The organism is Sphingobium sp. HWE2-09 (assembly GCF_035989265.1).
In the GTDB taxonomy this organism is placed as follows: domain Bacteria; phylum Pseudomonadota; class Alphaproteobacteria; order Sphingomonadales; family Sphingomonadaceae; genus Sphingobium.
Map to the genome: position 1 here is coordinate 551,710 of NZ_JAYKZX010000001.1, position 26,701 is coordinate 578,410.

The 26,701-nt window shown below is 60.9% G+C and carries 20 protein-coding genes; 11 read left to right on the forward strand and 9 right to left on the reverse strand.

Translation table 11 applies throughout. The annotated features are described in order from the left end of the window. Positions 1-33 precede the first annotated feature (33 nt). The 7 genes from traN to U5A89_RS02595 all read left to right on the forward strand — a co-directional run bounded on the left by traN (position 34) and on the right by U5A89_RS02595 (position 9,144). Positions 34-1,068, forward strand: coding sequence for a conjugal transfer protein TraN (traN, locus tag U5A89_RS02565; RefSeq protein WP_338160153.1), 1,035 nt, complete (start codon positions 34-36; stop codon positions 1,066-1,068). Then, the gene (locus tag U5A89_RS02570; RefSeq protein WP_338159623.1) at positions 1,040-1,873 is read left to right on the forward strand and encodes a type-F conjugative transfer system pilin assembly protein TrbC; all 834 of its coding nucleotides are present in this window, start codon (positions 1,040-1,042) and stop codon (positions 1,871-1,873) included. Before traN ends, U5A89_RS02570 begins: the two co-directional genes overlap by 29 nt. Continuing rightward, positions 1,845-2,444 carry a S26 family signal peptidase gene (locus tag U5A89_RS02575; RefSeq protein ID WP_338159624.1) on the forward strand — a complete coding sequence of 200 codons (600 nt, stop codon included), beginning with the start codon at positions 1,845-1,847 and terminating at the stop codon, positions 2,442-2,444. The genes U5A89_RS02570 and U5A89_RS02575 overlap by 29 nt, the downstream gene beginning before the upstream one ends. Continuing rightward, positions 2,441-3,289: a conjugal transfer protein TraF gene (locus tag U5A89_RS02580; RefSeq protein WP_338159625.1), complete on the forward strand. Its 849-nt coding sequence runs from the start codon at positions 2,441-2,443 to the stop codon at positions 3,287-3,289. Before U5A89_RS02575 ends, U5A89_RS02580 begins: the two co-directional genes overlap by 4 nt. Further along, positions 3,286-3,888, forward strand: coding sequence for a hypothetical protein (locus U5A89_RS02585; protein ID WP_338159626.1), 603 nt, complete (start codon positions 3,286-3,288; stop codon positions 3,886-3,888). Before U5A89_RS02580 ends, U5A89_RS02585 begins: the two co-directional genes overlap by 4 nt. 131 nt (positions 3,889-4,019) lie before the next feature. Continuing rightward, positions 4,020-5,402 (forward strand): conjugal transfer protein TraH, encoded by a 1,383-nt coding sequence (locus U5A89_RS02590; protein ID WP_338160154.1) that lies wholly within the window; start codon positions 4,020-4,022, stop codon positions 5,400-5,402. Positions 5,403-5,415: 13 nt separating this feature from the next. After that, the gene (locus U5A89_RS02595) at positions 5,416-9,144 is read left to right on the forward strand and encodes a conjugal transfer protein TraG N-terminal domain-containing protein (protein ID WP_338159627.1); all 3,729 of its coding nucleotides are present in this window, start codon (positions 5,416-5,418) and stop codon (positions 9,142-9,144) included. Here the strand turns inward: U5A89_RS02595 and U5A89_RS02600 are convergent. Both U5A89_RS02600 and U5A89_RS02605 read right to left on the reverse strand, forming a co-directional pair. Next, positions 9,128-9,568 carry a hypothetical protein gene (locus U5A89_RS02600; protein WP_338159628.1) on the reverse strand — a complete coding sequence of 147 codons (441 nt, stop codon included), beginning with the start codon at positions 9,566-9,568 and terminating at the stop codon, positions 9,128-9,130. The genes U5A89_RS02595 and U5A89_RS02600 overlap by 17 nt on opposite strands. Before the next feature lie 267 nt (positions 9,569-9,835). After that, the gene (locus U5A89_RS02605) at positions 9,836-10,141 is read right to left on the reverse strand and encodes a hypothetical protein (RefSeq protein WP_338159629.1); all 306 of its coding nucleotides are present in this window, start codon (positions 10,139-10,141) and stop codon (positions 9,836-9,838) included. 142 nt (positions 10,142-10,283) lie between these two features. On the opposite strand from U5A89_RS02605, the gene U5A89_RS02610 reads away from it, so the two are divergent. From U5A89_RS02610 to U5A89_RS02620, 3 genes are all read left to right on the forward strand, one after another. Then, the gene (locus U5A89_RS02610; RefSeq protein WP_338159630.1) at positions 10,284-10,724 is read left to right on the forward strand and encodes a hypothetical protein; all 441 of its coding nucleotides are present in this window, start codon (positions 10,284-10,286) and stop codon (positions 10,722-10,724) included. Next, positions 10,721-12,130, forward strand: coding sequence for a cytochrome P450 (locus tag U5A89_RS02615; protein WP_338159631.1), 1,410 nt, complete (start codon positions 10,721-10,723; stop codon positions 12,128-12,130). The genes U5A89_RS02610 and U5A89_RS02615 overlap by 4 nt, the downstream gene beginning before the upstream one ends. 386 nt (positions 12,131-12,516) lie before the next feature. Further along, positions 12,517-13,338, forward strand: a complete 822-nt coding sequence (locus U5A89_RS02620; protein WP_188071885.1) for an IS5 family transposase — start codon at positions 12,517-12,519, stop codon at positions 13,336-13,338. A gap of 273 nt (positions 13,339-13,611) precedes the next feature. On the opposite strand, the gene U5A89_RS02625 is transcribed toward U5A89_RS02620, so the two are convergent. From U5A89_RS02625 to U5A89_RS02640, 4 genes are all read right to left on the reverse strand, one after another. Next, complete coding sequence (locus tag U5A89_RS02625) at positions 13,612-14,976, reverse strand: DHA2 family efflux MFS transporter permease subunit (protein WP_338159632.1); 1,365 nt, start codon at positions 14,974-14,976, stop codon at positions 13,612-13,614. A 586-nt stretch (positions 14,977-15,562) separates the two neighbouring features. Further along, positions 15,563-16,387 (reverse strand): AraC family transcriptional regulator, encoded by an 825-nt coding sequence (locus U5A89_RS02630; RefSeq protein ID WP_338160155.1) that lies wholly within the window; start codon positions 16,385-16,387, stop codon positions 15,563-15,565. Positions 16,388-16,466: 79 nt separating this feature from the next. Then, positions 16,467-17,501, reverse strand: coding sequence for an aldo/keto reductase (locus U5A89_RS02635; RefSeq protein WP_338159633.1), 1,035 nt, complete (start codon positions 17,499-17,501; stop codon positions 16,467-16,469). A gap of 51 nt (positions 17,502-17,552) precedes the next feature. After that, a complete protein-coding gene (locus U5A89_RS02640) occupies positions 17,553-18,197 on the reverse strand; it encodes a 5-formyltetrahydrofolate cyclo-ligase (protein WP_338159634.1) in 645 nt (214 codons plus the stop codon). 310 nt (positions 18,198-18,507) lie between these two features. Here U5A89_RS02640 and U5A89_RS02645 point away from each other — a divergent pair, with 310 nt between their 5' ends. Then, a complete protein-coding gene (locus U5A89_RS02645) occupies positions 18,508-18,882 on the forward strand; it encodes a siderophore-interacting protein (RefSeq protein ID WP_338159635.1) in 375 nt (124 codons plus the stop codon). Between the two features lie 520 nt (positions 18,883-19,402). On the opposite strand, the gene U5A89_RS02650 is transcribed toward U5A89_RS02645, so the two are convergent. The 3 genes from U5A89_RS02650 to U5A89_RS02660 form a co-directional block, all read right to left on the reverse strand. Continuing rightward, the gene (locus U5A89_RS02650; RefSeq protein WP_338159636.1) at positions 19,403-22,600 is read right to left on the reverse strand and encodes a family 78 glycoside hydrolase catalytic domain; all 3,198 of its coding nucleotides are present in this window, start codon (positions 22,598-22,600) and stop codon (positions 19,403-19,405) included. Positions 22,601-24,623: 2,023 nt separating this feature from the next. Continuing rightward, entirely contained in the window at positions 24,624-25,700 is a 1,077-nt protein-coding gene (locus tag U5A89_RS02655) for a fumarylacetoacetate hydrolase family protein (RefSeq protein WP_338159637.1), read from the reverse strand. Next, complete coding sequence (locus U5A89_RS02660) at positions 25,678-26,604, reverse strand: VOC family protein (protein ID WP_338159638.1); 927 nt, start codon at positions 26,602-26,604, stop codon at positions 25,678-25,680. Before U5A89_RS02660 ends, U5A89_RS02655 begins: the two co-directional genes overlap by 23 nt. Between the last annotated feature and the right edge of the window lie 97 nt (positions 26,605-26,701).

Here is a 26,701-nt window from a genome sequence, read left to right on the forward strand (position 1 = left end):
CTCACCTGCGCGCTGACGCCACTTGGCGTTGCCATGAGCCCGCAGGGCCATGCCGCGCAGCTCTGCGCTGCCGACCTCAACGGCAATGGCGATGCCGCCGACGAAGGGGAGATGGCGCAGTGCCTGGCAACCACGGATGGCGGCGCGCTCTGTCCCATCGGCGCGGTCGATTGCGTCGCCGACACGCAGGGCGCCTATGCCTGTCCACTTGGACCGAGCTATGCCTGCAAGACCTCGGCCTCAAGCGCGGTGCCGGCCTGCTCACCCCATAGCTGCATCGATACCTCCGCCACGCCGATCGAAAACGAGGAAGTGGTTGACGATCCCGGCGCGCCGGGTGACGGCCCGGTCGATGCCGACGGCAATTGCCTTGGCACCATCGAAATATTTGGCGGACGGGCGCTGCGCTGCCGGCCGCCTGGAGCCAGCGTCACCTTCCAGAATTGCTGCAAGGACATGGGCAAGATTGTGAAGGACGGGATGGGCGGTTCGCTCACCTTGATCACGACCAAGATCGCGATCGCCAAGGGCGTCTTCACCGGCATGAAAGCGGCCTATACCGCCTTCAAGGCCGGCGCGACCGCGAGCGAGGCGGCCTCGGCGGGCGCCAACGCGATCATCGTCGGCATCGATCCCACCTCGATCGCGATCAGCCTTGCCATCAACTATATGATCGAGGTGCTGCTCCAGGGCTGCGACCAACAGGATATGGAGACCGGCATGCTGCGCGGCTCGGGCATGTGCCATGAGGTCGGCACCTATTGCTCGTCGAAAATCCTGGGCATCTGCATCCAGAAGGCGCGCGGCCATTGCTGCTTCAACACCAAGCTGGGCCGCATCATTCAGGAACAGGGTCGCCCGCAGCTCGCAGCGTTCAACAGCCTTGGCTGGGGTACGCCCGAACATCCCTATTGCCGCGGATTTTCGGCTGAAGAGTTCCAGGCGCTCGATTTCAGCCGGATGGACCTCTCCGAATATTATTCGGACATCGAAGCCCGCGCCCAATCCGACATCCAGATTGACATGAAGGAGAAGATCGATGCGACGCTCAGCATCATCCATCCGTGACTTTTTGCTGCGCGCGGGCACCATGGTCGCGCTCTGTGCCGCCGTCCCCGCGGTGGCGGAAGGCGCGCAGACCGTGGGAGAGCCGCAGCCGGCCGAACCAGACAAGCCCGCCATATCTGGCCCGACAGGCATCCCCGAACCATCGCAGGCGATGCGCCGCCGGGCGTTCGAGGCAATGCGGCAGAAGTGGCGCTTTCCCGACATCGAAGCGCGGGCGCGCAAGGATCGGGAGGATGCCGCGCAGCACATGGCTGCCGAGCATGATGCCGTGCAACGGCGCCTTTACGAGGCCCTGGGGTTTGCCGCGCCGATCGATACGGCGAAACCAAAAGATGGGCGGGCTGTGACTACGGCAAAGAGCTGGGTGCCGATGCTGTTCGCCTCCTCCTCCATGCCACTCCAGACCCTGCGCAATTACGCCGCGCAGCTGGCGACGGTGGGCGGGGTCATCGCTTTTCGCGGCGTTCCCGGGGGCATGAGCAAAATCGGCCCGATGGCGAAACTGACGGCGCAGATCCTGCGCGTCGATCACGGGTGCGAAGGTCCGGCCTGCACGATGCGCAACGTCCAGCTCATCGTCGACCCGATCCTCTTCCGCCAGCATGGCGTCAATCAGGTCCCTGCCTTCGCCATGGTGCCGGGCGATCCCACCCTTCCCTATTGCGAGCGCGACGACGAAGTCGCGCCCCGCGCCAGCCATATCGTCTATGGCGACGCGGCCCTGTCCGGACTTCTCGAAGAATATGCCCGCCTTGGCGGCAAGGAGGAGGTCAGCGATGCTGCGTCTCGCCTATCTCGCCGCTAGTCGGCTCTGGCCAAGCCTCAAGGCCCTGCCCGCGCACGCGGCGCTCGCGCTGGGCGGCGGGGTCGGCAACCAGCCTGCCGACAACAGGCGCCTGGCCCTGAACCTCGCAATCGTCCTGCCCGTCGCGACCCTCACCTGGCTGGGATTGCCGGGCATCACCCTAGTCATGAGCCCCTCGATCGACGCCTGGGCAGTGCGGCGCATACCAGGCCCGATCCGCAAGGGCGATCTCGTCGAGTTCATGCTCTCCCATCCGATCGCGGGGCCAAAGCCGGTGAGCGTCACCAAACGCGCGCTCTGCCTTCCGGGCGAGCGGCTCCGCGAGATCGAGCGGCCCTCGATCGATGGCCGCGAGGGCACCCGCAGCTGGTATTATTGCGGCCGCACCTTCCTCGGCGCGAGCCGTCCCGCCGTCCGCGATGGCCGCCCGCTCCCTCATCTGCGCTGGGGCGATCGGCCGATCCCTGCGGGTTATATCTTTGTCGGTTCGGATCATGCCGGGGGCTTTGACAGCCGCTATTTCGGACCGGTCCGGCTCGATTGCCTCACCCGCATGGAGCGCATCCTGTGAAGCGCGCGCTCGCCCTGCTGGCCTTGGCCGGCCTGCTGCTCCCAACGGCAGCCGTCGCGGAGGACGTGATCCGGCAAGGCTATTGGTGGTATCGTCCGAAGGCCGATCCCGCCGAGACGCTGCCCGAGGATGTGCCACCAGCCCCGGTCATTCCGCCCATGGCCGAACTCACCCGATGGAGTCCGCCCCGGATCGCCAAACTGATTACCGACCAACGCGATTACGCCGCGACGGTCCTTACCGTCGAGGCGGTATCCAATTTTTGGCGGCTGGAAGATTTTGCGCGGCGCAAGGCCCGCGCCTTTGCGGGACTCACGCAGCTAGCGATGCTCGCCCATCCAGAACTCAGCGCCAAGTCCGCCAATCCGATGATCGGCGATGCGCGCGCTGCGCTGGGTGCGCAGAAGGATGCGGTGCGCCGCGCCTATCTGCGCACCCGAAGTCCTGAATTTGCGCTCGTCATGTTCTCGCGCACCTCCTGCGGCTATTGCCGGGTGCAATGGCCGATCCTGCAGCGCTTTCAGGAGGAAACCGGCTGGCAGATCATCCGCGAGGACCTCGACCGGCGGCCGGAACTTAGTGCTCGCTTCGGCGTGGAGGTGACGCCGACAACCATGGTCATTCGCCGCAATTCCGTGCAACGCATGGTCATCGCCAATGGCGTTGAGGCGTTTCCTACGCTCATCCAGACCGCATATCAGGCAGTGAAGCTCCTCTCGGGCGACATCCGGCCCGAACAGTTTCTCACCGGTGCCGGCGAGGAAAATGGCTTTTTCGACGCGCTCGCCAATGGTCCGGTTGCGGCCGCCGATCCGATGGCAAACCCGGGCGGTGTACGCCCATGAGAGCCCTCCATCTCGGAGCATCGATCGCGCTGCTGGGCGCGCTGCCGCTCCCGGTCCATGCGCAGGCGGAACGACGCGCACCTGACCGTGTCGCGGCAGCCCGCGCCGCAATCCATCCGGTTTTCACTGCCCGCGAAATGCAGAGCTGGCTCGCCCGCGTTCCACGCACCCTCGATTATCCGCCGGATTTCGATGCGGCTTTGAAAGGCCAGGGACCAGCGTTCGTCATCGAGATGAGCACGGCGCCCGGCTGCCTTCCCTGTGGCGATCTCTGGACCAAGCTGCTTGTGCTCAAGACGCGCTATGGCCTCGCGGTCCGCCCGATCGGCAGGGAGGAGGCCATGCTCCGCTCGGGACGGCTTAGCCTCCCCTGGATCGGCCATCCCGTCGCATGGCTCCGCCCGGTCTCCGACGATGTACGCATCCTGCCAATCGCGATCGGGACGGATCATCCGGCCAATCTCGCTCGCAATATCTATTTGGGCATCAAGATGCAGACTGGCGTGCGAGCCGCCGTCGGCGTGCGGGCCATGGCGAAGTTCACCGGCATCGTAGGCGCCGGGGCGCCTTCCCACACCAACCGCAAGGCGAAGGACTGAGCAATGGCGGGCTCGGACCTTTCCTCAACACCCCCACCTTCCTGGAGTCCGCCATGGCCGATCGCTGCACGCTTGCCTCTTGCCGTCTGACATTCCGCACGCGGCTCCGGCGCTGGATCGCCCTCCTCACCATGTCTCTAGCGAGCTGCGGCACGATGACGGCTGCCAACGCCCAGAGCTGGGCAGAGCATTGGTTCGACAATGTTACCTATACCAGCCCCGGCAGCTTCGAGGACCAGACCCGTGGCTATGTGACGGCGGGCGGCATGTCCGGCCGGATCGATGTGCATAGCGATTATCTCATGTCGCTCACCATGCCCAAGGTGAAGGCGGGCTGCGGCGGCATCGACATGTTTCTGGGCGGCATGTCTTTCCTCGATCCCGATTACCTCGTCCAGAAGCTCGAGAGCATCCTCCAGGCCGCCCCTGCCGTCGCATTCCAATATCTGCTCGAAACGCTGGACGAGAAGATGGGGAACATCATTTCGAAGATGGAGGCGGCCACCAACTTCCTCAATTCCATCCAGGTGAATGACTGCCGTCTTGCCAATCGCATGGTCCAGATCGCCAAGGGCGACGATAACATGTCGGGTATCATCGAGGAAATGACCGGCTACAAGTCGGTGAAGGAAGGTTACGCCAAAAGCTATCAGCAAAGCCGAGAGAAAATTCAGGCAAACGGGAATAGCCCCACCGAGGATCTGAAGGACGCGCTTGCCAATTGCCCGGCCGAGGTCACCGACATCTTCCGCACCGGCTCGCTGCTGTCCCATGCGGCGTCCCGCGTCGGGGCCGCCGACTGGGCGGGCGTCATGCGCGCGCGGGTGGGCGACGTCTATATGCGCTGGGACGCCAACGACAAGGTGCCGCTCTTCTCGGCCATTCCCGCCTGCGCGGGGCAGGATACCGAATCCTCCGATGATTTCCTGAGCGGCCGGGTGATGCGCCGCGCCCTCAACATGCCGGCCACCGCCGCCGATTGCACGCAGGATGGAGCCAAGGGGGCGCTGGCGCTCACCCGTGAGCGCATGACCTCGATCGCCGAGAAGATCAGGACGCGCGCAGCGCTGACGGCCGAGGAACGGCAGTTCGTCGCCAATGTGCGGACCCTGCCGGTTTATCGAATGCTTGAATGGGGCGTGCGCCAGGATGTGGTCGACTCGGTTATCGGCGATACCGACGAGCTCGTCGCGCTGACGCTCGCCTATCAGATGCTGAACGACCTCACCCGCAGCATCGATTTTGCCATCTCCAATGCCGAGCGCGGGACCAGCGCGGCGGGCGCCGCCGATGGGACCAGCGCCAATATCTGCCAGACCCGGATCCTCACCAAGGGCATCGAGCAACTGCGCGACCTGCGCGAAGAAGTGCTCCGCCAGCGCGCGCAGATGCGCCAATCCTATATGGCGGCGCTCTCCCAAGCGAACCTCTCAACTGGCTATGCCGGCCTCATCCGCCAGCGCGACCGCGACGCGCGCGACGCCGCCGGCACCGCTGCCAGTCGCAACCGCTGAAGGAGCAGCTGCCATGCGCCGCCTATCCCGCTTGCTCGCGCTGCTTGGCGGTCTTGCCAGCCTGTTTGTCGCCTCTCCTGCCCTCGCACTGGAGACAAGCTTTCATACCTATGACGGCTTTGCCGAGACCGTGGATGCGTTTCGCCTCGTCTCGATGATATTTGCCGATCCGCGCTACGAGACGCTGGTGCTGATCGTCGCGGTCGTCGGGATGGCGCTCGGCGCCGTGCTCGCCATGATCCGGGGCACGGGCATGGGGCTGGTCGCGTTCGGTCTCCAGATGCTGGTCGGCATCGGCCTGTTCGTCGGCCTGGTAGCGACGACGGGCACCGTCCATGTCTATGACCGGGTGCGCAACGCCTATCAGCCGGTCGGCGACGTCCCAAATCTCATCGTGCTGGTGGCGGGCGTCACCAACATGATGGAGCGCGCGCTGGCCGAAACGATTGATGACAACACGCTCGACCCGCACGCCAAGCTCGAATTCGGTGCGGGCGGTCATACCTTCGACCTGTTCCTCAATGCCGTCAGCCCGCGCGGGCCGATGACCGATGCCTTCCTCGACGCAACGATCAAGGATTATGTCCGCCAATGCTATCCGGTCGCCCGCGTCTCGCCGGCCTACGGGATTGACGACGACCAGTTGTTCCATACCAGCACGGACCTCCCCGCATCCTTCGCCGCCATGGCGGGGCCTTCGACCTTCAGCACGGTCTTCACCGCCTCGGACAAGGGCGGCACGACAGTCAGTTGCAACGAAGCCTGGACCCATATCGCGGACCGGCTGTCCGACCCCGCAATCTTCGAAGGTTATTCTTCCCAGGTCTGTCAGCGCACCGGCTATGACATCTCCAAAGCCGACCAGCTCGCGCGCTGCCGCAGCAATCTCGCTGAGATGGGCGACATGATGCTGGACACGCCGCTCACCGTCCAGACCTTCTTCACCAATATCCTGCTCGGGAGCAGCGTGGGCGACGTGCTGTTCGAGGACAGCCCGGCGACCGCCGCCCGCGTCATGGCCAACCGCGCCGTGGTGGCGGGTGGTCTAGCCACCATGTCGACCGCCAATGAATGGATGCCGACGATCCGCGCGACCGTCTTCGGAATTATGCTGTTCATGATGCCGATCGCCCTCCTGTTCATCCTCACCCCCATCAACCTTCGGGTCGCGAGCTTCGCGCTGGGGTTGTTCGTGTTCGTGGCGCTATGGGGCGTTATCGACGCCGGCATTTATCAACTTACCCTTGGCCGCGCGATGGCGGTGCTGGCAGAAATGCGGTCCAGCCATGTGGCGGCCACGACCTGGATGCTTGCCCCCTCCTCCGCGATGAAGGCACTCGCCATCTTCGGCAGTTTCCGCACAGCTGCGGCGGGCCTAGCTGGAGCGTTCGTGTTCACGGTGTTCCGCTTCTCCGGCAATGTCTTCTCATCCTTCACCGGCGGATCGCTTGGCGTCCAGGCCCAGGGATCGGCGGCGGCAGCGGGGGTCTCGACCTCCGAAGGTCTTGCATCGGCGCTTGAGGCACAGGCCTCCGCCATGGGCACGGGCGTCCGCCGATCGGCAGCTTCGGGCTTCGGGGATTTTGGCGAGCGTTCATCCTTCGGAACCAACCGCAGCTTCGGCGCCGCGGGCGCGGTTGGCGCTGCCCATGGTGGTGGCGCCCCCGGCAGTGCAGCAATGGGCCTCGGCAAGATCGACGGCGCGCGGGAACTGGGCGGTCTTGCGCCCGCGCTGCATGGCCGAGACCTCAACGATCCCGCGACGGCGAGCGCCGTGCAGGCGGCGGCAGCGACCGGCGCGATTCACAATTTTGCCGAGAAGGACGCGCTACGCCGCCTTGGCACCAGCTATTTCGGTAAAGGCGAAGCGGGCGAAAAGGCATTCGGCGCTTTCGCTCAGGGCCTCGTCCAATGGCGGGCTTTCGGCGATACGCGCGCTTATGGCATGATGATGCAGGCGGCGACGCGGCATTTCGAGCGCGGCGGATATTCTCCGCAGGACGCGACGCTCAAGGCAAGCGGAGTGATCGCTGAAGCGAGTGCAGATCCCACCTTCGCCAAACTTATCGCCAACAGCTATGCGCAGGAGGAGATGCTGCGCAATGACCTGACAGCTGCGCAGGTCCAGGTCGGGGCGATGGAAGGCCGCCGGGATTATGCCAGCGGCCGGGTCGCCCAGGTAGAACGGGGTAATGTCGCGACCGAGCAGGCCCATCGCACGGGCGGGAACGAGGGCCAGCGCAACGCCGCCGACATGCTCGGCCTTCCCGTTGATGAGATGAGCCGCCGCATCGCTTTCATCAATGCCCTCTCGGGCGAAGCGCGCTCCTCCGCCATCACGCAACTCTCCCGCGCAACAGGCCGCAATGAGGCGCAGGTCGCCAAGGCTCTCGAAACCTACCGGGCGGCGACCGATCTTGGCACGGCCGATGGGGCAACGGCTGAAGCGGCGCGGGAAGGCGCCAGCGTTTATGGGCGGACCCGGGAAGCGGCAGGCTATGACTTCGCAGAACGATCGGGAAAGCTCGACGCGCAAAAGGAGGTCGGCCACGACGGCACGCGCAGCGCTGCCCGGATCGGCGAGCAGCGGCGGCAGTCGGAGAATTTCGGCTTTGCACAAGGCGCCGAGGCCGCCGGCATGTCGACGCGCGAAGCGGCGCGTCTCGACAGTTTCATTCGGTCACTGGCCGATGCGAGCGGCCACCAGCTCGACATGACGGAAGGCGGCGTGGATGGCGTTGCCGACCGGGCGCGGAACGCCAGGATGACCAGCATCGTCGAGCGCGAGCGGCTGTCGCGCATGCAGGGTCTCCTCCGGGCCAACGGCATCGAGATGAGCAAGCGGCAGATCGCCATGGACCAGAATGGCGACTTCAGGATGAACCTCACCCCGGCAACGGCCGCGCAGATGTGGCAGGCCGGCCTTCTCAACGAAAGCCAGCTCGGAGCGATCGCCAATGGCGGCCATGCCCGCTTCAGCCTCGCCCACAATGATCTTCTGGTTTCGAGCAGCGCAGGGTTTGAGAAATCGGCGCGCAACGACACCAGCACGCGGTTCGAGGCGGGCAAGCAGGCTGGGCCTGACACGATCGAGCATTTCATGGGCGGTGGCGCTGAAGGTCGCGCCGCCATGGCGAACTGGCTTAAGGGCGGGTTCGAGATGGATCGCAAGGGCGATTGGCGGCTGAAACCGCAGGTCGCTGATACGCTGCAGCGGGATGTCCAGGCCATTATGGCTCAGACAGGCTGGGAACGCTCGATCGGAAGGGTGGCTCAAGATCAGAATGTTTTCAATATCACGGCCCAAGGCGAAATCGCGGGTACGACCATCAGCACAGGCGGCGGAACGAGCACAGATCGATCGGGAAGTGGCAGCGGCCGAGTTGGAGGATCTCTTACCGTTTCAAGTCAAGAAAGCGGGACCACTAACGAAGCCGCCAGCAGTCAGCTCAGCATCGTAAACTACGATGTCAGACGAGCTATCGCCAACGCCGAGCACGCAGCTTCGAAGGCCGGCCAACCTGCAGATGCTTTCACAAATCGCCTTACCTCAGAGATCCTTGGACCCAATGGCCTGAGAAACCGCTACCTTGGAGATGCCGACAGCGCGCGTGGAACCACTGACCTAAATGCCCCCGTCACTTCATTTGAGCAGTCTTCGCTACTCTACAGTGGCCGCTTCTTTACCGATTTAGCTAACGGTCCAACCGACGGTAATGGGTCGTTCAAGAAGCGCGATTAATGTAGCCGGGGTTAAGGGGGTTCAAAGAGCTGCCGATCCACAAAGCGCCGGACGCTGGATCCAGTGGATCAATCTCTTTCGGCACCCCTGACGGCCCATATTTCCTGCGATCCCAAAAATCGTCCTCGTGAAATTCACTGTTCTCTTGGGTTGGTAACGAAGCCAACCACTGCCGAAAAAATCCGAACGAGAGAACGAGCGCCACAGTGGGCAGAAAGAAGAAGATATTCAGGTATCCGCCGGCAGCAGAACGATAAACATCAGCCAATGCGTCCAGCTTGAGCGCCGCGAGCATGCTGAGCCAATAGACCGGCACGCCACTCCACCAGAGCTTCGCGTACCAGGCTCGCCAAAGCCATTCCCTAAGGCGAAGTTCGTCGGGCTTGCTATCGGCATCATTGGGTTCAAAGATTGCAGCCAACATTAATTCCTCGTCGCTGAACGTACCATCTTGGATCCGCGCGAAAAGTAGATATCCCTCCGATAATGGAAGGTTTCTACCTTCCGTTATCTGGCACACCGAGAACCATTCATTCTCTTCGTGCTATCCTTCGCGTCCTCTTTTTAATCTCATAAAATGCCATGGTGCGCAGATCCTAGATTTCTAGACGCCTTCTGCTTTCAAAATCTGTTCCCGTTCGATCTGGGCGGGCGACACCATCCGGTTACATATGCGCTTGCGCACCGGGTCTTAGAACTCTGTGTAATTATACTCATTCTGCCGGGTTTCCTCGCGTGTTTTGTAGATGCGCCGCCGGATGCGCTTCTGCTTGAGCGAGGAGAAGCTTTCAGCCACCGCGTGGTCATGGCGGTTGCCGCGCCGGCCCATCGAATGCTCTAGAATGATAGCTCGGAAGGCCGCCCACTCCATGCGTGTGAACTTCGAGCTCTGATCCAAAAGGATCAGCAACCGCTGTTTCAGCTTGTGCCACCATATCGCCACGTGTGGCGCCTGCTCTGCATCGACCGGCCCGCCACCCCGCAGGATCGAGATCAATCACGACGGCAAGATAGGCAAGACTTTCAGGTACGGATGTAGGAGATGTCGAGCTGCGACCTGATCCTCCAGCGGGGTAGCGAGGAGCGAATTGCCGGGAGCCTGGGTCTTGTTGCGCAGCAGGGCATCAAAACCCTAGGCCATGAACATCTCCTGCCAACTGCACACGCAGGTCATCGACTTGCCCGTCGCCGCCATGATCGCGGCGGTGCCCAAGCATATCGCCAGTAAGCAGGACGATCCGCACCTGCCACACGTGCCTCTGGGGAGATTTACGCGCTACGACGAGCGCTTCAAGCCGGACCGTGTCCGATGCTGTCACGATGATTCTGATGCCCGAACGAATCCTACATCGGCCTGCCTGAAACTCCACTCTGCTTTTCGCAGATTGTTTTGCGGCGCGGCTCGGCATGGTTTCGCAGTGCGCCGCCCCTTTCTACGATCCAAAAATCATACTAGAGGCTGGCTAAACAAATACGAGGCGTATTTCTATTATCGACGCCTGTGCGTTGGCCGTTCGCGGGCCGGTTCCATCGGCCTCCCAATGGACGACGCCGACACCATTTTCAGGACGAACCATTGACAGATATTTTTACGCCGCCCTATCCCCACCCCCCCAAGAGCAAGCGCGGTCTTGTGATGCGATTCCTGCGCGGATGGCACAGCTGGATCCATGTGTTGTTCGACAAAAGCTATACGATGAAGATGGGCGAAATCCGTACGCCCGGCCGCACAATGTATATCGCCAACGAACTCAGTCTGGTCGATCAAATACTGAAGGGCGGCACCGCTTATCCCAAACATAGCGAACTGGTCCGAAATTTGGACCCGCTAATCGGCAACTCGGTCTTTTCCGCCAACGGGGCGGATTGGGAAAGCCAGCGAGCGATGGTCAATCCGGCTTTCGCTCATACCGCGCTTGGCCGGTCGATGCCGCTGATGGTCGCGGCGGCCGACGATCTGGTTGCGCGGCTGGATGCGGCGGACAAGAGCCGGCCGGTCGATATCGATCCGATGATGACCCATGTCGCGGCAGACATCATATTCCGCACGCTGTTTAGCCAGCCGCTGGACGAAACCCGCTCTAACATCATCCACACCGCCTTCGGCAAGTTTCAGCGACTGGCGCACAGCGCGTCAATGCTGCGGCTCTACGGGCTGCCGGCGAGCTGGTTCGAGAAGCGATCGAAGACACCCGCGCGCGCCATCCATGACGTGTTCCGCCCGATCGTCGAGGCCCGCTACGAAGGCTACCACGTGCGGGGAGAGGCGCAGACGCGCGACATCCTGCAATCGCTGATCGAGGCTAAGCATCCCGACACGGGGGCGCATTTCACCTGCGCGCAGGTGATGGAGCAGGTGTCGACTATCTTTCTGGCCGGGCATGAAACATCGGCCAGCACCATGACCTGGGCGCTCTATTTGCTGGCGGAATGCGCCCATATTCAGGACCGGGTCCGGGCCGAAGTGACCGGCGTGGCAGGGGACGCACCACTGACCGCCGCGATGCTGAAAGACATGGGCCAGCTGCGCAACATCTTCAAGGAAACGCTGCGCCTCTATCCGCCCGTATCCTTCCTCCCGCGTGAGGTGACATGCCCGATGCCGATGCGCGACAAGCAGCTGGAACAGGGCGCGATGCTGGTCGTCGCGCCATGGCTGACGCAGCGGAACGAGGATAACTGGGCCTGTCCCCACGCTTTCGACCCCGACCGGTTCGACGATCCGACCAATGCGGAGATGGCGAAGCAGGCGTGGTTTCCCTTCGGCCGGGGGCCGCGCGTGTGCGTGGGCGCGGGTTTCGCCCAGCAGGAGGTGATGACAGTGATCGCCAGCGTCGTGCGCCGCTATGCCCTGACCATGCCGGCAGGGTTCAAGCCCGAACCGATCAGCCGCCTTACCCTCCGCCCGCGCACCGTGATGCCAACAATATTTGCAAGAATCAATGGAACAGCATGGCGTCCTTCTACAGCGCGACATCCATCATGACGCGGAGGCTCTGGCCGCCCCGACGAAAAATCCGTCTATCGCGCGCTATGGAGCTCGTTGCGGAAGTTCCATAATATGGCGAGATCTTAGTACAATCCGCTATGCCGACTGGTCTGTCATCAATGCAGCTGACGAACTTACCGGCCCGGATGAGAGGGTGATCCGGCCTTCCGGTGCACGCAGCGCCCATCTTTCGCCAGAACTTTCAGCCTTGCCATGGTCATCGTGATGTCGGCCTTGACGTTGACGTCATGGTTTTCATCGAGGGGCTTAAGTTCCTCTTAGTGTCTGATCCGAAATTAAGGTGAGTGGTATCAGCAGGTTAGCTTGACGGCTCGGCCTGTCATTGATTCATGGGTTTTGCGAAAAACTACCAAGGATCAACGATGTGGACCGATACCACTCGCGCGCTTCATGCGCGACGCGGGCTGATTTTGCCAAGTGATTTGACGAATGCCGAGTGGTTGGTGCTGGAGCCGCTGCTGCCGTCCGCCTCGCATGTGGGGCGGCCTCGCAAATGGCCGATGCGCCGGATTGTCGAAGCGATGCTTTACCTGCTGCGTGGTGGCTTGCCATGGCGGATGCTGCCCCCATGCTTTCCGCCGGTCTCGACGGTGCGGCGCTGGTTTTACCTCTGGCGCGACAACGGCCTGTGGCTGACGATGAACCATGTGCTGCTCATGGCTTCGCGCGAGATGACGGGCCGCGAGGCCTCGCCGTCGGCGGGTGTGATCGACAGCCAGAGCATCAAAACCACGGAAAGTGGCGGTCCTTGCGGCTATGACGCTGGCAAGAAGGTGAAAGGCCGCAAGCGCCATATCCTGACCGACACCGAGGGAAACCTGGTGCATGCCGTGATCCACACCGCTGACATTCAGGACCGCGATGGTGCGCCGATGGTGCTGCGCGAAATCATCCGGCGCTTTCCGTGGTTGCGGCACGTCTTCGCCGATGGCGGCTATGCTGGCGACAAACTCCGGGAGGCTCTGCGGCGAATTGGGAAATGGACCGTCGAAATCATCAAGCGGTCAGACACCGCCAAAGGCTTCAAGGTGCTGCCCCGCAGATGGGTTGTTGAACGCACGCTGGCATGGCTCAACCGGAACCGACGCCTCGCCAAGGACTTCGAGCAAACCATCGCATCGGCAACGGCGTGGCTCTTCATCGCATCCATTCAACTCTTCACGCGCCGCATCGCAAGGGCATGAAATAACGCCGAATAATTATGAATCAGACACTAAGGACGCATTGACGTCAGGTGGCGACTACGGCTCCGTTCGAGATGTCTTTTACTTGCCGCAATGAGCCGATAATACGCCAGGTGGCCGAAAGCGATGGCTTCGACTATATGAGCATCGCATAATTGAAGGCATATTAGTTCGATCGACCGCCCGTACATCAGTCGCTTTTGAAAAGCCGCAGTTAGTTACGGATATCAGTCGGCGACCAAAGGCTAAAATGAAGGAAGTCTGTTTGGAGCGCTAGTTCGTGTGCTGAGAGTTGGCGTGATCCGAGACACCTTTTGGTAATAACGCCGAGATCGGGACAGCGATAATTATCGGTAGCGATGCTAGGATGAACGCCAACTTAAATCCTGCTGCGCCGCCCATCTGCCCGAGCGGAACGGCAACGGCAGCGGTCCCGATGACCACGCCAAGTTGCCGGACGACGCTCAGCATCGACGTTCCATGGGCCATTCGAGCCTGCTTCATCCTGTGGAACGGCGCAGTCTGCAGCGGAACGACCGTCAGCCCGAATGATCCGCCCGCCAACAAGAGGGTCAGTCCCAAGAGTATTTGCGATGTGGCTTCACTGGTGAGCGCGAAAGCGAGGGTGGAAACGCCAGAGCCGAGTAGGCCGATACCCAGCACGATCCGTCCTCCAAAGAGTCTCATCAGCTTTGGCCCTGCAACGGTCGTAACGATGATGCCGACTGCATGTGTGGCCATGATGGTTCCAGCACGAGCCGCAGAAAAGCCGTGCGGACCTTGCAGCAAAAGGGGTAGAGTGAACAGCAATCCACCGAACCCTACAGAAGCGAGAAACATGGTCGCATTGCCGGCCGCAAAATCCCTGCCCTTGAGCAGACGAAGATCGACCATAGGTGCGGCGTTTTTTAACTCTGCCTGAACGAAAGCGGCAAGAGTCACAATTCCGGCGAGGAGCGGTATGAGGATGCCGGGTCGAAAAAGCGATCCCTCCGGGGCAAACGAGAGAGCAATTGTCACGGCCATGAAACCTAAGGCACCGAGGAAAAATCCTTTGGTGTCGAATGGATTGCCCTGCTCCACGCGGTCCTCCCCGAGCCAAAGAACAGCAAGAATGAATCCGACAATGCCGATAGGCAAATTGATAAGAAATATCCAGCGCCAACTGGCGGCGTCGATGAGGATGCCACCGAGGAAGGGGCCGATGGCAGGTGCGACTGCGGCCGGTACCGAGAAAATCGCCGAGGCGGTGGCGCGCTCCTGTTCCGGAAATGCCCGGAACAGGATGGCCATACCAACCGGCACCAAAAGACCGCCGCCGATGCCCTGCAAGGCGCGAGCGGCGATCAGCGCTTGCATGCTCCAGGCTGCGCCACACAGGGCGGACCCAAGCGTAAAGACACCGAGCGAGAATAGAAATACACGCTTGGCGCCGAATCTGTCCGCCGCCCAGCCGCTTGCAGGCATCACTACTGCAACCATCACGACATAGGCCGTAATCGCCAGCTGAGCCAGACCAATGGATGCAGCGAACTCTGTCCTGAGTGTTGGTATCGCGAGGTTGACAGTGGTGAGATCGAGCAGGTCCACGAACAGCGCGAACACAGTCACGATCGCGACTTTATACTTCACGGACATCGCAACATCCTTACAGGTCCTTTTCTAGCGGCCAGGCAGCACTTCCCGATGCTGGAGCGCTACCCTCAATATTCACCAGCATTACCTGATGCAGTAGCATAGACCTAAGCCTTAGCGATCCCACGTGGGCGAAATGAGCGTGACCGGGATCGGTTGTGCCGCGAGCTAGTCTGTCGCATAGGCTCAGGCTGAGCAGACACTGAGATAGCTCGCCGTATTAAGCATGAGCAGGATTTAGCTTCGTTCCTCCCCAGACATGCTTCCCACCAATGATCCGGGACGTCACGTTATCATGGCCAGCTCCTTGAGTTCGGCAGGGCATATGAAAGCTAAGTCCACCAGGTAGAATTGGACCGCTATTTGCCGACGGCGTACGACGCTGACGAAATTGCCCGTGTGATAGCTTTTATCGAAGAATGCCTTAATGTCTTTGTCGACGATGGACATACTATTGCGCCGGTCCTGTTGATGGACCAGCTGCTGCAGGCGATCCTTTATTGTGCGAGATAAAATTTGCGATCGAGTTGGGGGGCGACATTAGGCCGACTGACATCGCGAATCGGCCAGGTCGTTGCCTGTTCTCTTATCATGGATCAAAGTAGGTTCCCGGGGTCCTACCGAAGGTGGCACGGAAGCTGGCGATGAAGCTCGAGGGATTTTCATACCCTACGGCGAAGGATGTCGCTTGGACGCTCTCTCCGGCAGCCAGACTTTCTAAGGCGACAACCATGCGGGCACGAGCGCGCCACGCGCCAAAACTCATGCCCGTTTCCGCGGAGAACAGGCGCTCGATGGTCCGCTCAGATGCTCCCACATCTCGTGCCAACTGGTTCAACGGCAGACGACTGGAGATATCGTCCATGACGATCTTTGCTATCCGGGCAGCACGCGCGTCGCGCGGCGACGGCAGGTTAACCGGCGGTCTGGACATGGTCGAAACTTCGTCGAACAAAACACCGATCCGGCGCGCCTCGGCACTTTCGATGTCATACGCATCGTCGATGCCTATGCACGCCTCTATGAGGTAGCGCACCAGCGGTGTGACGTTGACGACCGCGCATCCCTCCCAGTCGGGCAGACCGGGAGTGGCGATACCAAAATGAAGAATTTCAAGTTCGGCAGCGCGATTTACCTCTAGACTATGTTCCGTTCGCGCGGCAATCCAGAGTGCGCGGCCTGGCGGAAGGATCCAACGGCCCGCTGGTGTCGCCACATGCATCAGCCCACGCGCTGCATACATCAGCTGTGCTCGATCGGGATGCACGTGCCGGGAGAATTCACCCGGACCCGCTATCGTACGAAAACCCGTGACAACGACCTGCTTCGAACTGTCTGGCGGAGGGACTGCCATGATCATGTCCCTGTCGGGTGCCCTGACTGTGATAACACCGCAGATAGCCGGATCGAACATCGCCAAGGCGCCGCAGCCGCCGAAATTAGTTTGCCACCGGCACTAATGCCGCGCTCACCTCTGTCCCGCTTCTGGTGTCTCATCCAACCGGGAGACCGGTCTCGTTAAGCATCGGAAAGCCATGCTGATGCCAATACGGATACGGGGCGGGTGCAGCGCTTGCTTCATTAAGTTGTGCGACCTGGTCTTCGTTAAGCGCCCAGCCAGCCGCCCCCGCATTCTCGACCAACTGCTCCTCGTTGCGCGCACCCACGATAACGGTTGCGACGGTGGGTCGACGCAGTAGCCAGTTGAGCGCTATCTGGGGTATCGTTTTGCCGGTTTCTTCGGCAAGGATGTCAAGAACATCGATGATGCGGTACAGCCGTTCCTCATCGAACTGCGGACCCGTGCCGGCAATGTCGTGCGCCCTAGTGCCAGGTTTGGCGGGCTGGCCGCGCCGGATCCGCCCGGTCAGCTTGCCCCAGCCGAGCGGGCTCCAGATCGTCGCCCCCACGCCCTGATCGTGGCCAAGCGGCATCAACTCCCATTCGTAGTCTCGGTTGAGGAGGGAATAGTAGACCTGGTGCGCGACGTGTCGCGGATATCCAAGCCGATCGGAAGCGGCGAGCGACTTCATCAGGTGCCAGCCCGAGAAATTCGACGCGCCGACGTACCGCACCTTTCCCTCGCGGACGAGTTGGTCAAGCGTCGACAGCGTCTCCTCGACCGGAGTACTGTGATCCTGACCATGAAGTTGCAACAGATCGATGTGATCGACACCGAGGCGCTTCATCGATGCATGGACGGCGTCGAGCAGGTGGATGCGCGACGAACCGTAATCGTTGGCACCGTCACCGGTCGGGAACGTTACCTTCGTAGAGATAAGAAGTCGATGACGTTTGCCGCGGATCGCCTCACCGAGAATTTTTTCGGCGAGGCCGGACGAATAGCCGTCGGCGCTGTCGAACATCGTGATGCCGTGATCGAGGCAGACATCTATGAGCCGCGCCGCACCGTCAGCGTCGGTAGACCCCCATGCCTTAAAGAAGTCACCCGCGCCGCCGAAGGTGCCGGTACCGAAAGCCAAGGTGGGCACCCGAAGGCCCGACGAGCCAAGACGACGATATTCCATTCTTTTGCACTCCTGTTCATGGCCGCTTTACCTGATAGCTTCGCCGAATGGTTACGAGGGGCTAGGTTTGATCATGATGGTTTCCCGTTCGGTAACAATGGCAGTCAGTGGAATGTCCCAGGGTTCCCTCGGCACCTCCTCCACTTCTTGAATGCTCCAGGCAACACCGATCCGCTTTGCGGCCGGACGACGTTCGAGGAAGCGGTCATAGAAGCCGCCACCCTGGCCTAGCCTGCCGCCGTGCCGGTCGAAGCCCAAGAGCGGGACGAGCAGAACACTAGGTTCACAGATACTACTACCATACGCCGGCACGCGAATACCGGCATAGCCCGGTACCAACGGGTGGGCCGGTGACCAGGAGACAAACTCCATCTTTCCGTCTCGCACATGGGGTAGCGAGACCGGACGACCTAACTTATGCCGATCAGCTAGTAGCGGTAGCACGTCGGGCTCATCTGCCTGCGAAGCATAACCCGCAACCATTTCATTACTAGCAATAATAGGGACGAGCGCCGTCAGGATGTGCGCAGTGGCACCGTTCCGGTTTGCAACGCCCATATCCAACAGGAAGTCCGACCGTGATCGCCTCAATATTGCCCTGAGAAGGGATTTTGATGAACAGAGACTCTTTGTCTCAGGCTGAATAGCCATATGTCCGATCCGATGAAAAGTTCGTGCTAACCATTCTTCCGACATGGATTGGATGTTCCCGTATCGCAAGCAGCATCCCGCCAAATTATAACGGCTTCTCGCCACAATGGCAGCGCAAACATCGATACGTTTAGCGATTGCTGATCAAAATATATCGGAAGACGAATTTGCCTTTTTGCGAACAATTAGCACTTAAACAGATGATTCGTTAACGGGTCCGTATGCCGCCTCATCTGCGATACCTCGCGATCGATGCGGAGGTTACGTCCATTCAGGTGGTAACGCCGCGCCTAGGAGGGTCACTATCAGAAGCAAAGGATTTTGCAATCTGTACGATCTTCTTTCAAGCCATTGGATGAAGCTTTTCTTTGGCGATGGCGTTTCGGAACGTGCCTATACGATGCGCGCTCACCGTCCGGACGTCGGCGAAATCGACATGGATTTTGTACTCTGCCAAGAAGTAACTAATCCCGGACTGGCTGAAGTCTGGATCAGACAGGTAACCATTGGAAGCCGCGCGCAACTTTGTGGCCCCCGCAGCGACTTTCGACATGATCCCAAACGCCGCGCCTGTCTCTCCAACGACGAATGCGCATGGCCCGCCATCTGCGTCATCCTTGAAAGTCTGCCTCAGGGGGCACCCTGCAATTCCATCGTCGAGGGCATTGACCAAGCTGCCATCAGGAAACTTTGCCCGCTTGCCGGTCCGATAAACTCAAGCGCTGTATAAACGCTAGAACGACGCGGGGAGTGGCCGATTACCGTAGGACGCGATCTGACGCTGAACCTTAGAAGAGATCGGATTTGGGTCGGTTGTGAAAGCGCGACGGCGGATCGTTCCCGACGGCGTTCTCTAGTCGTCAAGGTCAACAGCTGACCTCTTATGCGGTTCGTCATGCACGTGTCGGGCTCCAGAGTTCTCTCCGCAGTCGTCGCGGTGGATGCCGCATGTTAGCCTTCAAAGTAGGGTGAATCTAAGTGGTGCGCGAGACGGGATCGGAAGAACCAGGTTAATCCCCCGTGCTTCATCAGTACGCGTTAGTGATATAGTTCCGGTCCGCGAGCTCCCCTACGAGCCCGCAACTATCATCGCTGCATCGAAGGCCGGACAGATAGCAACATCCAATTACGTGCCTACCGCCAAAAAACACCTGCGTTACTTGGGGCGTCCACAGATGGCAGGTACCGAGGAATGGCTCATCAAACGCGATTAAACATTCCTCTATATTGTTGTTCGATCTGGTCCAACGTCACGCGCGCCGCACCTCAACCCAATGTGTTCCACCCATACCCGACAGCGTCGCCGCCTCACCAACGCGCTTCACTTGGCTGACCGCAGAACTGCTGATCGTGTCTTCGGCGCCGGCGGACACGACAAGTTCGAAAGCCATGCCCGGTGGGACGGTTGCTTTGATGCGACTGCCCGTCGCCAATGGCCGGGCATCCACGCGGATCGGACCGCGCACGCTGTCATAACGGCAGGCAACCCGCCCGATCCGGGCATCCAGGAGCGGCGCGATGCGGATTTGCCCAAAACCCGGGGCGAGCGGTTCGATGCCGGCAAGATGGCGATACAGGAACGCACTAACGGCGCCAAAAGCATAGTGATTGTAGGAATTCATCGCGACATCGCCGGTATCGCCATTCCAGCGTTCCCACATCGTCGTCGCGCCTTTGCGGATCATATAGCCCCAGGACGGGAAGTCGGTGCGCATCAGCAGCTCGCACGCAAGAGCCCCGTGCCCACTGCGCGCCAGTGCTGGAAGCGCGAGCGGCGTCCCAAGGAAGCCAGTGCTGAGCGCAGTGCCGCGTCTGCGGATATCAGCGGCCAGCTTGGCGGCTGCCGCCTTCCGCAGCGCCGCAGGGATAAGGTCGAGCGCCAGCGCCAGGATATAGCTCGACTGGCTACCATTGCCGACGGTGCCGTCCGCCTGGACGAACCGTCGTACAAACGCCGCCTTGATCTGCGTATGCTGCGCCTGCAGGGCTGCTACTTCACCGCTCCGCCCGGTCCATTGGGCCATCGCTTGCAATTGATCGACTGAACGCGCAAGCATGGCGGTGGCAACGAGCGGCTTGGGCGTCGTCTCGTCCGCTGGGGACTTAGCATCAACTGACAGCCAGTCACCGAAATCGGCACCCCGTCCGTTGAGCCAAAGTCCATCAGGATTTCGCTGCAGCACGCCATCAACGTAGCGGCGCATCGCGACCCAGTTTTCGTCGACCACGGTCCGGTCGCCATAATGAAGGTAGGCCGTGAACGGCAACATCACGCCGGCGTCGGACCAGCCGGGCGTCGATTGCGGCGGCCCGAAACCGCCGCTTTTCGGCAGCGGCGCCCATAGCGGATAGTTGCCGACCGGGCCCTGAGCGGCACGCACTTCGCGCAACCATTCACGCGTGAACGCGCCGACATCCATATTGAAGGCTGCGGTGTCCCAAAAGATCTGGGCATCGCCGAGCCAACCCAGACGCTCGTCGCGTTGAGGGCAATCGGTCGGCACGCCAACGAAGTTCGACCGCTGGCTCCACAGGGTGTTGAGCCAGATCTTCTGCACGATCGGCTGTTCGGCGCTGAAGGTACCGGTCTCGTCGAGCGCCGAATTCATCACTAGGCCACGCACCATCGCGGGCGTCATTACGTCGACGCCGCTCACTTCGACATAGCGAAACCCTTGGTAGGAAAAGCGTGGCTCGAGCGTCGCATCAGCCGGTGCGTTGGCGTAGCGGTCCTCGGCACGCGCCGCGCGCAGGTTGCGCCGGTCGATCCGTCCTCCAACGTCCAGTAATTCAGCATAGCGCACGCGCACCTGCTTCGCGGCGGTGCCAAGCTTGAGACGCGCGCGGCCGGCGAAGTTCTGGCCGAAATCTACGATGTGTAGCTTGTCGCCCGCCTTGCGAACGGTCAGCGGCGTAAGTTCACGTGTGACCCGCACTGGCGGCACGGTACGCGCGATAAGCGGTGCAAGCACTTCAGGCGCGCGCCAGGCCTTTATCCAGTCGCCATCATCGAATCCGGGCAGGGCCCAGCCCTGTTGCGCCTCGGCAAAGTCCCAATCTTCGCCGCCATACATCTCGGCATAGCTGACCGGCGCATGTGCCGATCGCCACTGCTCGTCTGACACGATTGCAACACGATCGTCGGCGCTTGCCGCTTCCAGCTGGACGCGCACGCGGCGGGGCGCGGGTCCGAAGCTATAGCGCCCGACCGGGGCCATGTAGCTGGCATACCAGCCATCGGCGACGACGAGGCCGATGACATTCTCGCCCGCATGCAGCGACGCTCCGATATCATGCACCCGATACGGCACATGCGCGGTGAAGTCGGACTGTTCGGCCAGCATCGCGGTTTCATCGATGCACTGCCCGTTGACCCACAATTCATACGCGCCCAAAGCGGCAATATAGATGCGCGCTCGATCCGGCTTGACCGGCAATTCGAAGCGCCGCCGCAGCAGACGCGCCGCCGTCGCGGGCCAAGGAAATATTGGCTGTGGGTCAGCGACTTCGGCGAGATTCCACCCAGCCATAGTGGTAGTGGTATCGCTGCGGCCGGCCGCAGGATCGGTCAAACTGCCCCACCCGCTCGCGATACGCTTTACCGAGTGGCCGACCTCGACCCGCACCTGCGCCGCGACCGCAACCTTCGGCTTCACGAAATAGCCGGGTGCTGCGAGGATCTCTGCGGTCAACACATGGCGACCGGCAGTAACGGGCACGCGGACGCGCACGGCAGGTGCGGTGCCAAAGGCGAAGGCGTTGTAGGGCGGCAGGTCGATCGGTTTGCCATCGAGCTGAAGCGAGCGAAGTACGCCGTCGATTGCGACCGTGACCAGGGCTGACCCCACCCCGCTGTCAAACGGAAGGCCGAACAAATGCGGCTTATCAGGGGCCGCCACGCCTGCCACCCATTGCGGTTCGGCGGCACGATCGTCCCGCTCAGCCTCACTTTCGGCCGCGATCCATTGCGCTGTCCAGTCTGCCGGATCGAGCAGTGCCATCTCCCACCGCGCCGGCGCGCTCACCACGCGTCGCCCTCCGGCCCCGCGCCCCTCGACCTGCCAGACGCATCGCTGTCGCGAGCCGAGCGGACGCCCGCTGTAGGCAACGACGCGCAGTGCGCTGTCTTTCATCCACCCCGAGTCCCACAGAGCGGCGCCCCCGGTGGCCAGCGCGTCGGCGTCGGACGCGACCCTGACGCGGAATGCCTCGAGTTCGGTGCCGGCAACCTGCCAGCTCAACATGGGATTGGCATCCGTCAACCCCAGTGGGTTGGTCAGCTGGGCCGAACGTAGCCCGTCGATTGATGCGGATGGGGTCGCTGCGAACCCCGAACCGGTGCTGGCGGCGACTGCGCCAGCGGCACCGGCACCGGCAGCGCCGATGAAGCCGCGACGAGAGATTGCACCCGCTGCGACCGATTCTGGCAGATGGCGGTCATACGCCATATATTCTTCTCCTCCGGCGCTGCTTTTGCTTTCGAACCGGAATTCTATGCCGCGGCGAGGGTTTAGAAAAATCGATTTAAACTATAGTACGTCCCTCGATACGCAGATGGGTTCAGAACCAGGTATTTCGCGCAAAATATCCGGACAGACCGATTTGTCGCGCCCGGACGGGCCGAAGTCCCAAGCGGGACGCCAGCAGTGGCAACCGACACCAGCGCGGCGGCCTAATATTGCGCGGATCAATGTCGATACTCAGGCGATCTCGCTGGCACGACGAATGACACGCAGCTGGAGAAAGCGCCGCGCTTACCTGCCGGCGCAATTTGCCCTCGGGTCGCCGCGAACCGTTTTCGAACAGCGGTGCAGTCGGCGCGCAGCGGAGCAAACCGTCGTATCGATGTCGCCCTCCTCCTCGTATAGCGCGCGGAAGCGCAGGCTGCTGAACCGAACCTCCCAGTCGCCTGACACTGAGAAGGCCGGCGGCGTTGGTAGATGATATCCAGCGACATCCTATGACAGTTCAAGCGTCCGTACCTTGCCCTCAACGCTCAAATAAACGGAAGCGACGTTCAGGCGGTTTGCGAACTTGGGGTAAAAGGGCGAACTCAGGTTAAATGCCTTATGAACGCCCGATCGGAGCACCTAGCCAGCTTGTTTGGCGTCTGCTTGGTTGCGATGCTTTCAATACCGCATAAGAGTTTGGCATCGTACCATAGCAGTAGCCCGCCATTCGCCTCGCAATTCGACCTTCGACGGACAATTCATAATCGTGTTCGCCCACGTTCATCGCCAGCGGCGACGTGAGGGTCGCGCTGGCTCCTTGGCCCTTGAGCATCATCGTCCGATTGGCAAAGCTGACCCGGTGGAGATAGCCGGGCTCGGCTTGTGGAATGTCAGGTTGACGCCAAGTATCTCGACGGAAACGCTTTCGGTAAGCGCGATGCCGTGGCGACTGCCAGGCCCACGCGTTGGCATCGGCAATGACTGCGAAAGGTAGCCCTCCTGCGCACGTGGTCAGCCCCCGGCGGTCTGTTCCGTCGGCTCCATCAGCACCTGACGACCAATGTGCGAGACCCGCTTTCCTATACGTGATAAACCAGCCACTGCCCGTCCGGCCCCTCAACCGGTGTGCCGTTCCCGTGTGACCACCAAGGTTCCTACCGGCTTCGCGTTCGGACGATCGGGTTGTGCGAGCAGTTCTCGCTCAGACCCTCGGCGGCGCGTGACCAAGCAGCGATGATCAATTGGCCAGTTGGCTCCCCACCCGCGCCGCCTTGGGCCGATAAAATATAGTAACAGCCATCTTTCTGGAGCAGCTTGACCTTCGAGTTCTAATACTTAAACTATCCAGTCCGGCGCACAACTCCAGGCGTGATATACACCTTCCTAGGTAGCGCGCAAACCATCGTCGGACAGCGCGAAACGCTGCCCTGCATTCAGGTAAGGATAGTGTTCTGCGTCTTAGTATACTGCAGGTACCTGGGCACGACGCCTTGCTGATAACGGGTAGATAGATAGGATAGCGGCTGCCTACCTTTGCGATGTGCGCCGCGAACGTTAATTGTGGGTCGGCGACATTATTCATTCTGCCCTCCACGCCGAGAACCGCAATATACTCCCCAACTCGCTGCATACCTATGCGCAGGCGCTGTTCTTCGCGATCTGATGGAACAAAGCCGAGCTTATGCCTATGGCCGGGATGACCCACTGTGCCGTAAATTCTGTCGTCTCTGGTTCCCGAAGACCAACGGCTGCCCTGCCGGCGAGTGCGCCTGCTCTCATGCCCGGAGTAACGAGACGATGCGGCTCTGGAAAACTGCCGCGAGGGCCGGACCGCCGACGAGCTCCGGGAAACCGACTAGAAAAAAAGGCTGGACAGCGCGACGCCGCCATTTTAGTGTCCCCGAAGCCCGGCTGAAAAGCTTTTGCATACCATGCTCGATGAAAACGGCGCGGCGACCACACATTATCGCCGACGGCCTGAGTAGGTTTCTATTCAGATTTCCTTCATTGCTCTCTCCCGTCACCATTCAGTGATGAACGGCCCATAGGTCCAGTTGCGACCGCCGGTATCTTCCGCGACGATCGGGTTGCGCTGGCGACCAAGATAGGTGACTTCGCCTTCCATAATATCACCCGGCCGCAGCCAGCGGTTGCCGTGTGACGCCGCATTGCCCGGGGGCGAGCCGGTCATTAGCAGGTCACCCGGGACCAGTCGGACGCGCTCCGAAGCATAGGAGAGAATCTGCTCCGGCGAGAAGATCATGTCCGTCACCGGCCAGTCCTGCATGACGTTGCCGTTCAGTTTTAGGCGAATCTGCATCTTTTTTAGGTCAACGAACGGTTTCGGTACGATGAATGGACCCAGTGGCCGGAAATTCGGCTGATTCTTGCTCACCCAATCAAACTCGAAGCGTACGTCGGCCCGACGGAATTCATCCACCGTCCCCATGTCGTTAACCGCGACATAACCAGCGATAAGGTCGCTCGCATCCTTCGGCTTGACGTAGCGGCCGGTGCGGCCCACAATAACGCCGAGTTCCATTTCCCAGTCAGGATGATCACCGATTAGGGGCAAGGAGACGGTGTCGTTCGCACCACAAAGCGCCGAGTGGAGGCCGGTCCAGAAAAACGGCATTCCTTCGCGTCCGCGGCGGTCCACCTCGACCATGTTACGGTCGAAGAAATCCTGATCGCTTTCCCCGTCTTGGCGCTTGCCCTGGTTGAACTTGTTGAACGTCATCATTTCGGCAACGTGCATCCGGTAATTGGATCCGGCGCCCAGCACATTGGGATGCGCGACCGGCGGCAGACATTCTACTGCCTCGAACCGAATTCCGCTATCTCCGCCCCTGGCGGAGATGTCGTGCAAAAGGTCAAAGGCGCGGTCCCAGTCGTTTAACAGTGCATGGGTGTCGAGGTAGAGATGAGAAAGGTCGAACATCGTCCCGTCCGGCTGGACGAGGCCGGGAAAGACCAGGCTGTTTGCCCGGTAGGTGCCAAAGCCGAAGCTGCCCTTGACCAGTCCGGTGGTGGCGTCGACATCCTCTGGTTCAGATGCAGGAGGCAGTTTGAGGTTAAGCGAAATAGGCGTCGACATGGCGGTCGCTCCATAAATCCATCGATGCGTCGGCGATCGAATGCGACGTGGTCGGGATCGACGCGTTACAAAGATCAGTGTCGGAAAAGGTTTCGAAACGATAGCCGCTGGGGTCGCGCCATACATCGAACACATGGCTGCCCAGCGGATGGCGGCCCACGCCCCAGACCGATTCATGCTGTTTATGCGTCATCCAGCGATGACCCATAAACTGGGTTTCGGGGTTCGGCACTTCAAACGAGACATGGTGCAGATCGCTCTTGCCCATCGCGAAGAAGGCGATCGTATGATGATCCACCCACTCGTCGCCGCGATCAATTCGGTAGAAACCGCCAATGATATTCTGGGGAGCACCGGCGTAGAGCAGATCACTTGGTATAAGGCGCAACGTCTCGCGATACCATTTGTCACATGCCGCCCAATCCCTGATGAATAGGCCGACATGTCCCAGCCGCATCAATGGCGGCGCCCCGAGCGGCGGCTTGTGCTGCCATACGCCGCGCCGCTCCTTTTGCGCGCCCTGATTATGCGTCATCAGCGGCGGCAGCGGATCAGCCTCCCGCGTTTCCATACCCGTCACCAAACGGATGCTGTTTCCTTCGGGGTCCATGAGGGTGATCGCCCGGCCCTTGCCCGGCCCGCCAAGCGGCACAAAGGACTGGCCGTGACGAATCTCCAACTCGGACAAATCAGCGTCGTCATCCAGTTCGAACGCCAGTGCCGCCAACTGTGATTTCGCCGCTTCCTCCAGGACAAGCTGATAGACCGCCGACCCACTCCCGTGTAGATAGACAAGGCCGTTCTCTTCGCCCGCCGACGTCAAGCCGAAATCCTGCGTAAATGCCAATGTGCCGGCCAGATCGCGTACTTTCAGATGAAGATGGTGCAAACCCTTCAATCGCATAATGCTCTCCTTCTAGGAGTATTGTGATCCGCCAATCCATCAGCGTCCAATCATTAGCTTGCTTGTATCCTATCAGCGAACCGGATAAGTGGAGGGT

Excerpts from the sequence above, each read along its gene's own strand:
- traN (WP_338160153.1), top strand. The coding sequence starts at position 34 with ATGAGCCCGCAGGGCCATGCCGCGCAGCTCTGCGCTGCCGACCTCAAC.
- U5A89_RS02570 (WP_338159623.1), top strand. The coding sequence starts at position 1,040 with ATGCGACGCTCAGCATCATCCATCCGTGACTTTTTGCTGCGCGCGGGC.
- U5A89_RS02575 (WP_338159624.1), top strand. The coding sequence starts at position 1,845 with ATGCTGCGTCTCGCCTATCTCGCCGCTAGTCGGCTCTGGCCAAGCCTC.
- U5A89_RS02585 (WP_338159626.1), top strand. The coding sequence starts at position 3,286 with ATGAGAGCCCTCCATCTCGGAGCATCGATCGCGCTGCTGGGCGCGCTG.
- U5A89_RS02590 (WP_338160154.1), top strand. The coding sequence starts at position 4,020 with ATGTCTCTAGCGAGCTGCGGCACGATGACGGCTGCCAACGCCCAGAGC.
- U5A89_RS02595 (WP_338159627.1), top strand. The coding sequence starts at position 5,416 with ATGCGCCGCCTATCCCGCTTGCTCGCGCTGCTTGGCGGTCTTGCCAGC.
- U5A89_RS02600 (WP_338159628.1), bottom strand. The coding sequence starts at position 9,568 with ATGTTGGCTGCAATCTTTGAACCCAATGATGCCGATAGCAAGCCCGAC.
- U5A89_RS02610 (WP_338159630.1), top strand. The coding sequence starts at position 10,284 with ATGAACATCTCCTGCCAACTGCACACGCAGGTCATCGACTTGCCCGTC.
- U5A89_RS02620 (WP_188071885.1), top strand. The coding sequence starts at position 12,517 with ATGTGGACCGATACCACTCGCGCGCTTCATGCGCGACGCGGGCTGATT.
- U5A89_RS02625 (WP_338159632.1), bottom strand. The coding sequence starts at position 14,976 with ATGTCCGTGAAGTATAAAGTCGCGATCGTGACTGTGTTCGCGCTGTTC.
- U5A89_RS02630 (WP_338160155.1), bottom strand. The coding sequence starts at position 16,387 with ATGTTCGATCCGGCTATCTGCGGTGTTATCACAGTCAGGGCACCCGAC.
- U5A89_RS02635 (WP_338159633.1), bottom strand. The coding sequence starts at position 17,501 with ATGGAATATCGTCGTCTTGGCTCGTCGGGCCTTCGGGTGCCCACCTTG.
- U5A89_RS02640 (WP_338159634.1), bottom strand. The coding sequence starts at position 18,197 with ATGTCGGAAGAATGGTTAGCACGAACTTTTCATCGGATCGGACATATG.
- U5A89_RS02645 (WP_338159635.1), top strand. The coding sequence starts at position 18,508 with ATGAAGCTTTTCTTTGGCGATGGCGTTTCGGAACGTGCCTATACGATG.
- U5A89_RS02650 (WP_338159636.1), bottom strand. The coding sequence starts at position 22,600 with ATGGCGTATGACCGCCATCTGCCAGAATCGGTCGCAGCGGGTGCAATC.
- U5A89_RS02655 (WP_338159637.1), bottom strand. The coding sequence starts at position 25,700 with ATGTCGACGCCTATTTCGCTTAACCTCAAACTGCCTCCTGCATCTGAA.
- U5A89_RS02660 (WP_338159638.1), bottom strand. The coding sequence starts at position 26,604 with ATGCGATTGAAGGGTTTGCACCATCTTCATCTGAAAGTACGCGATCTG.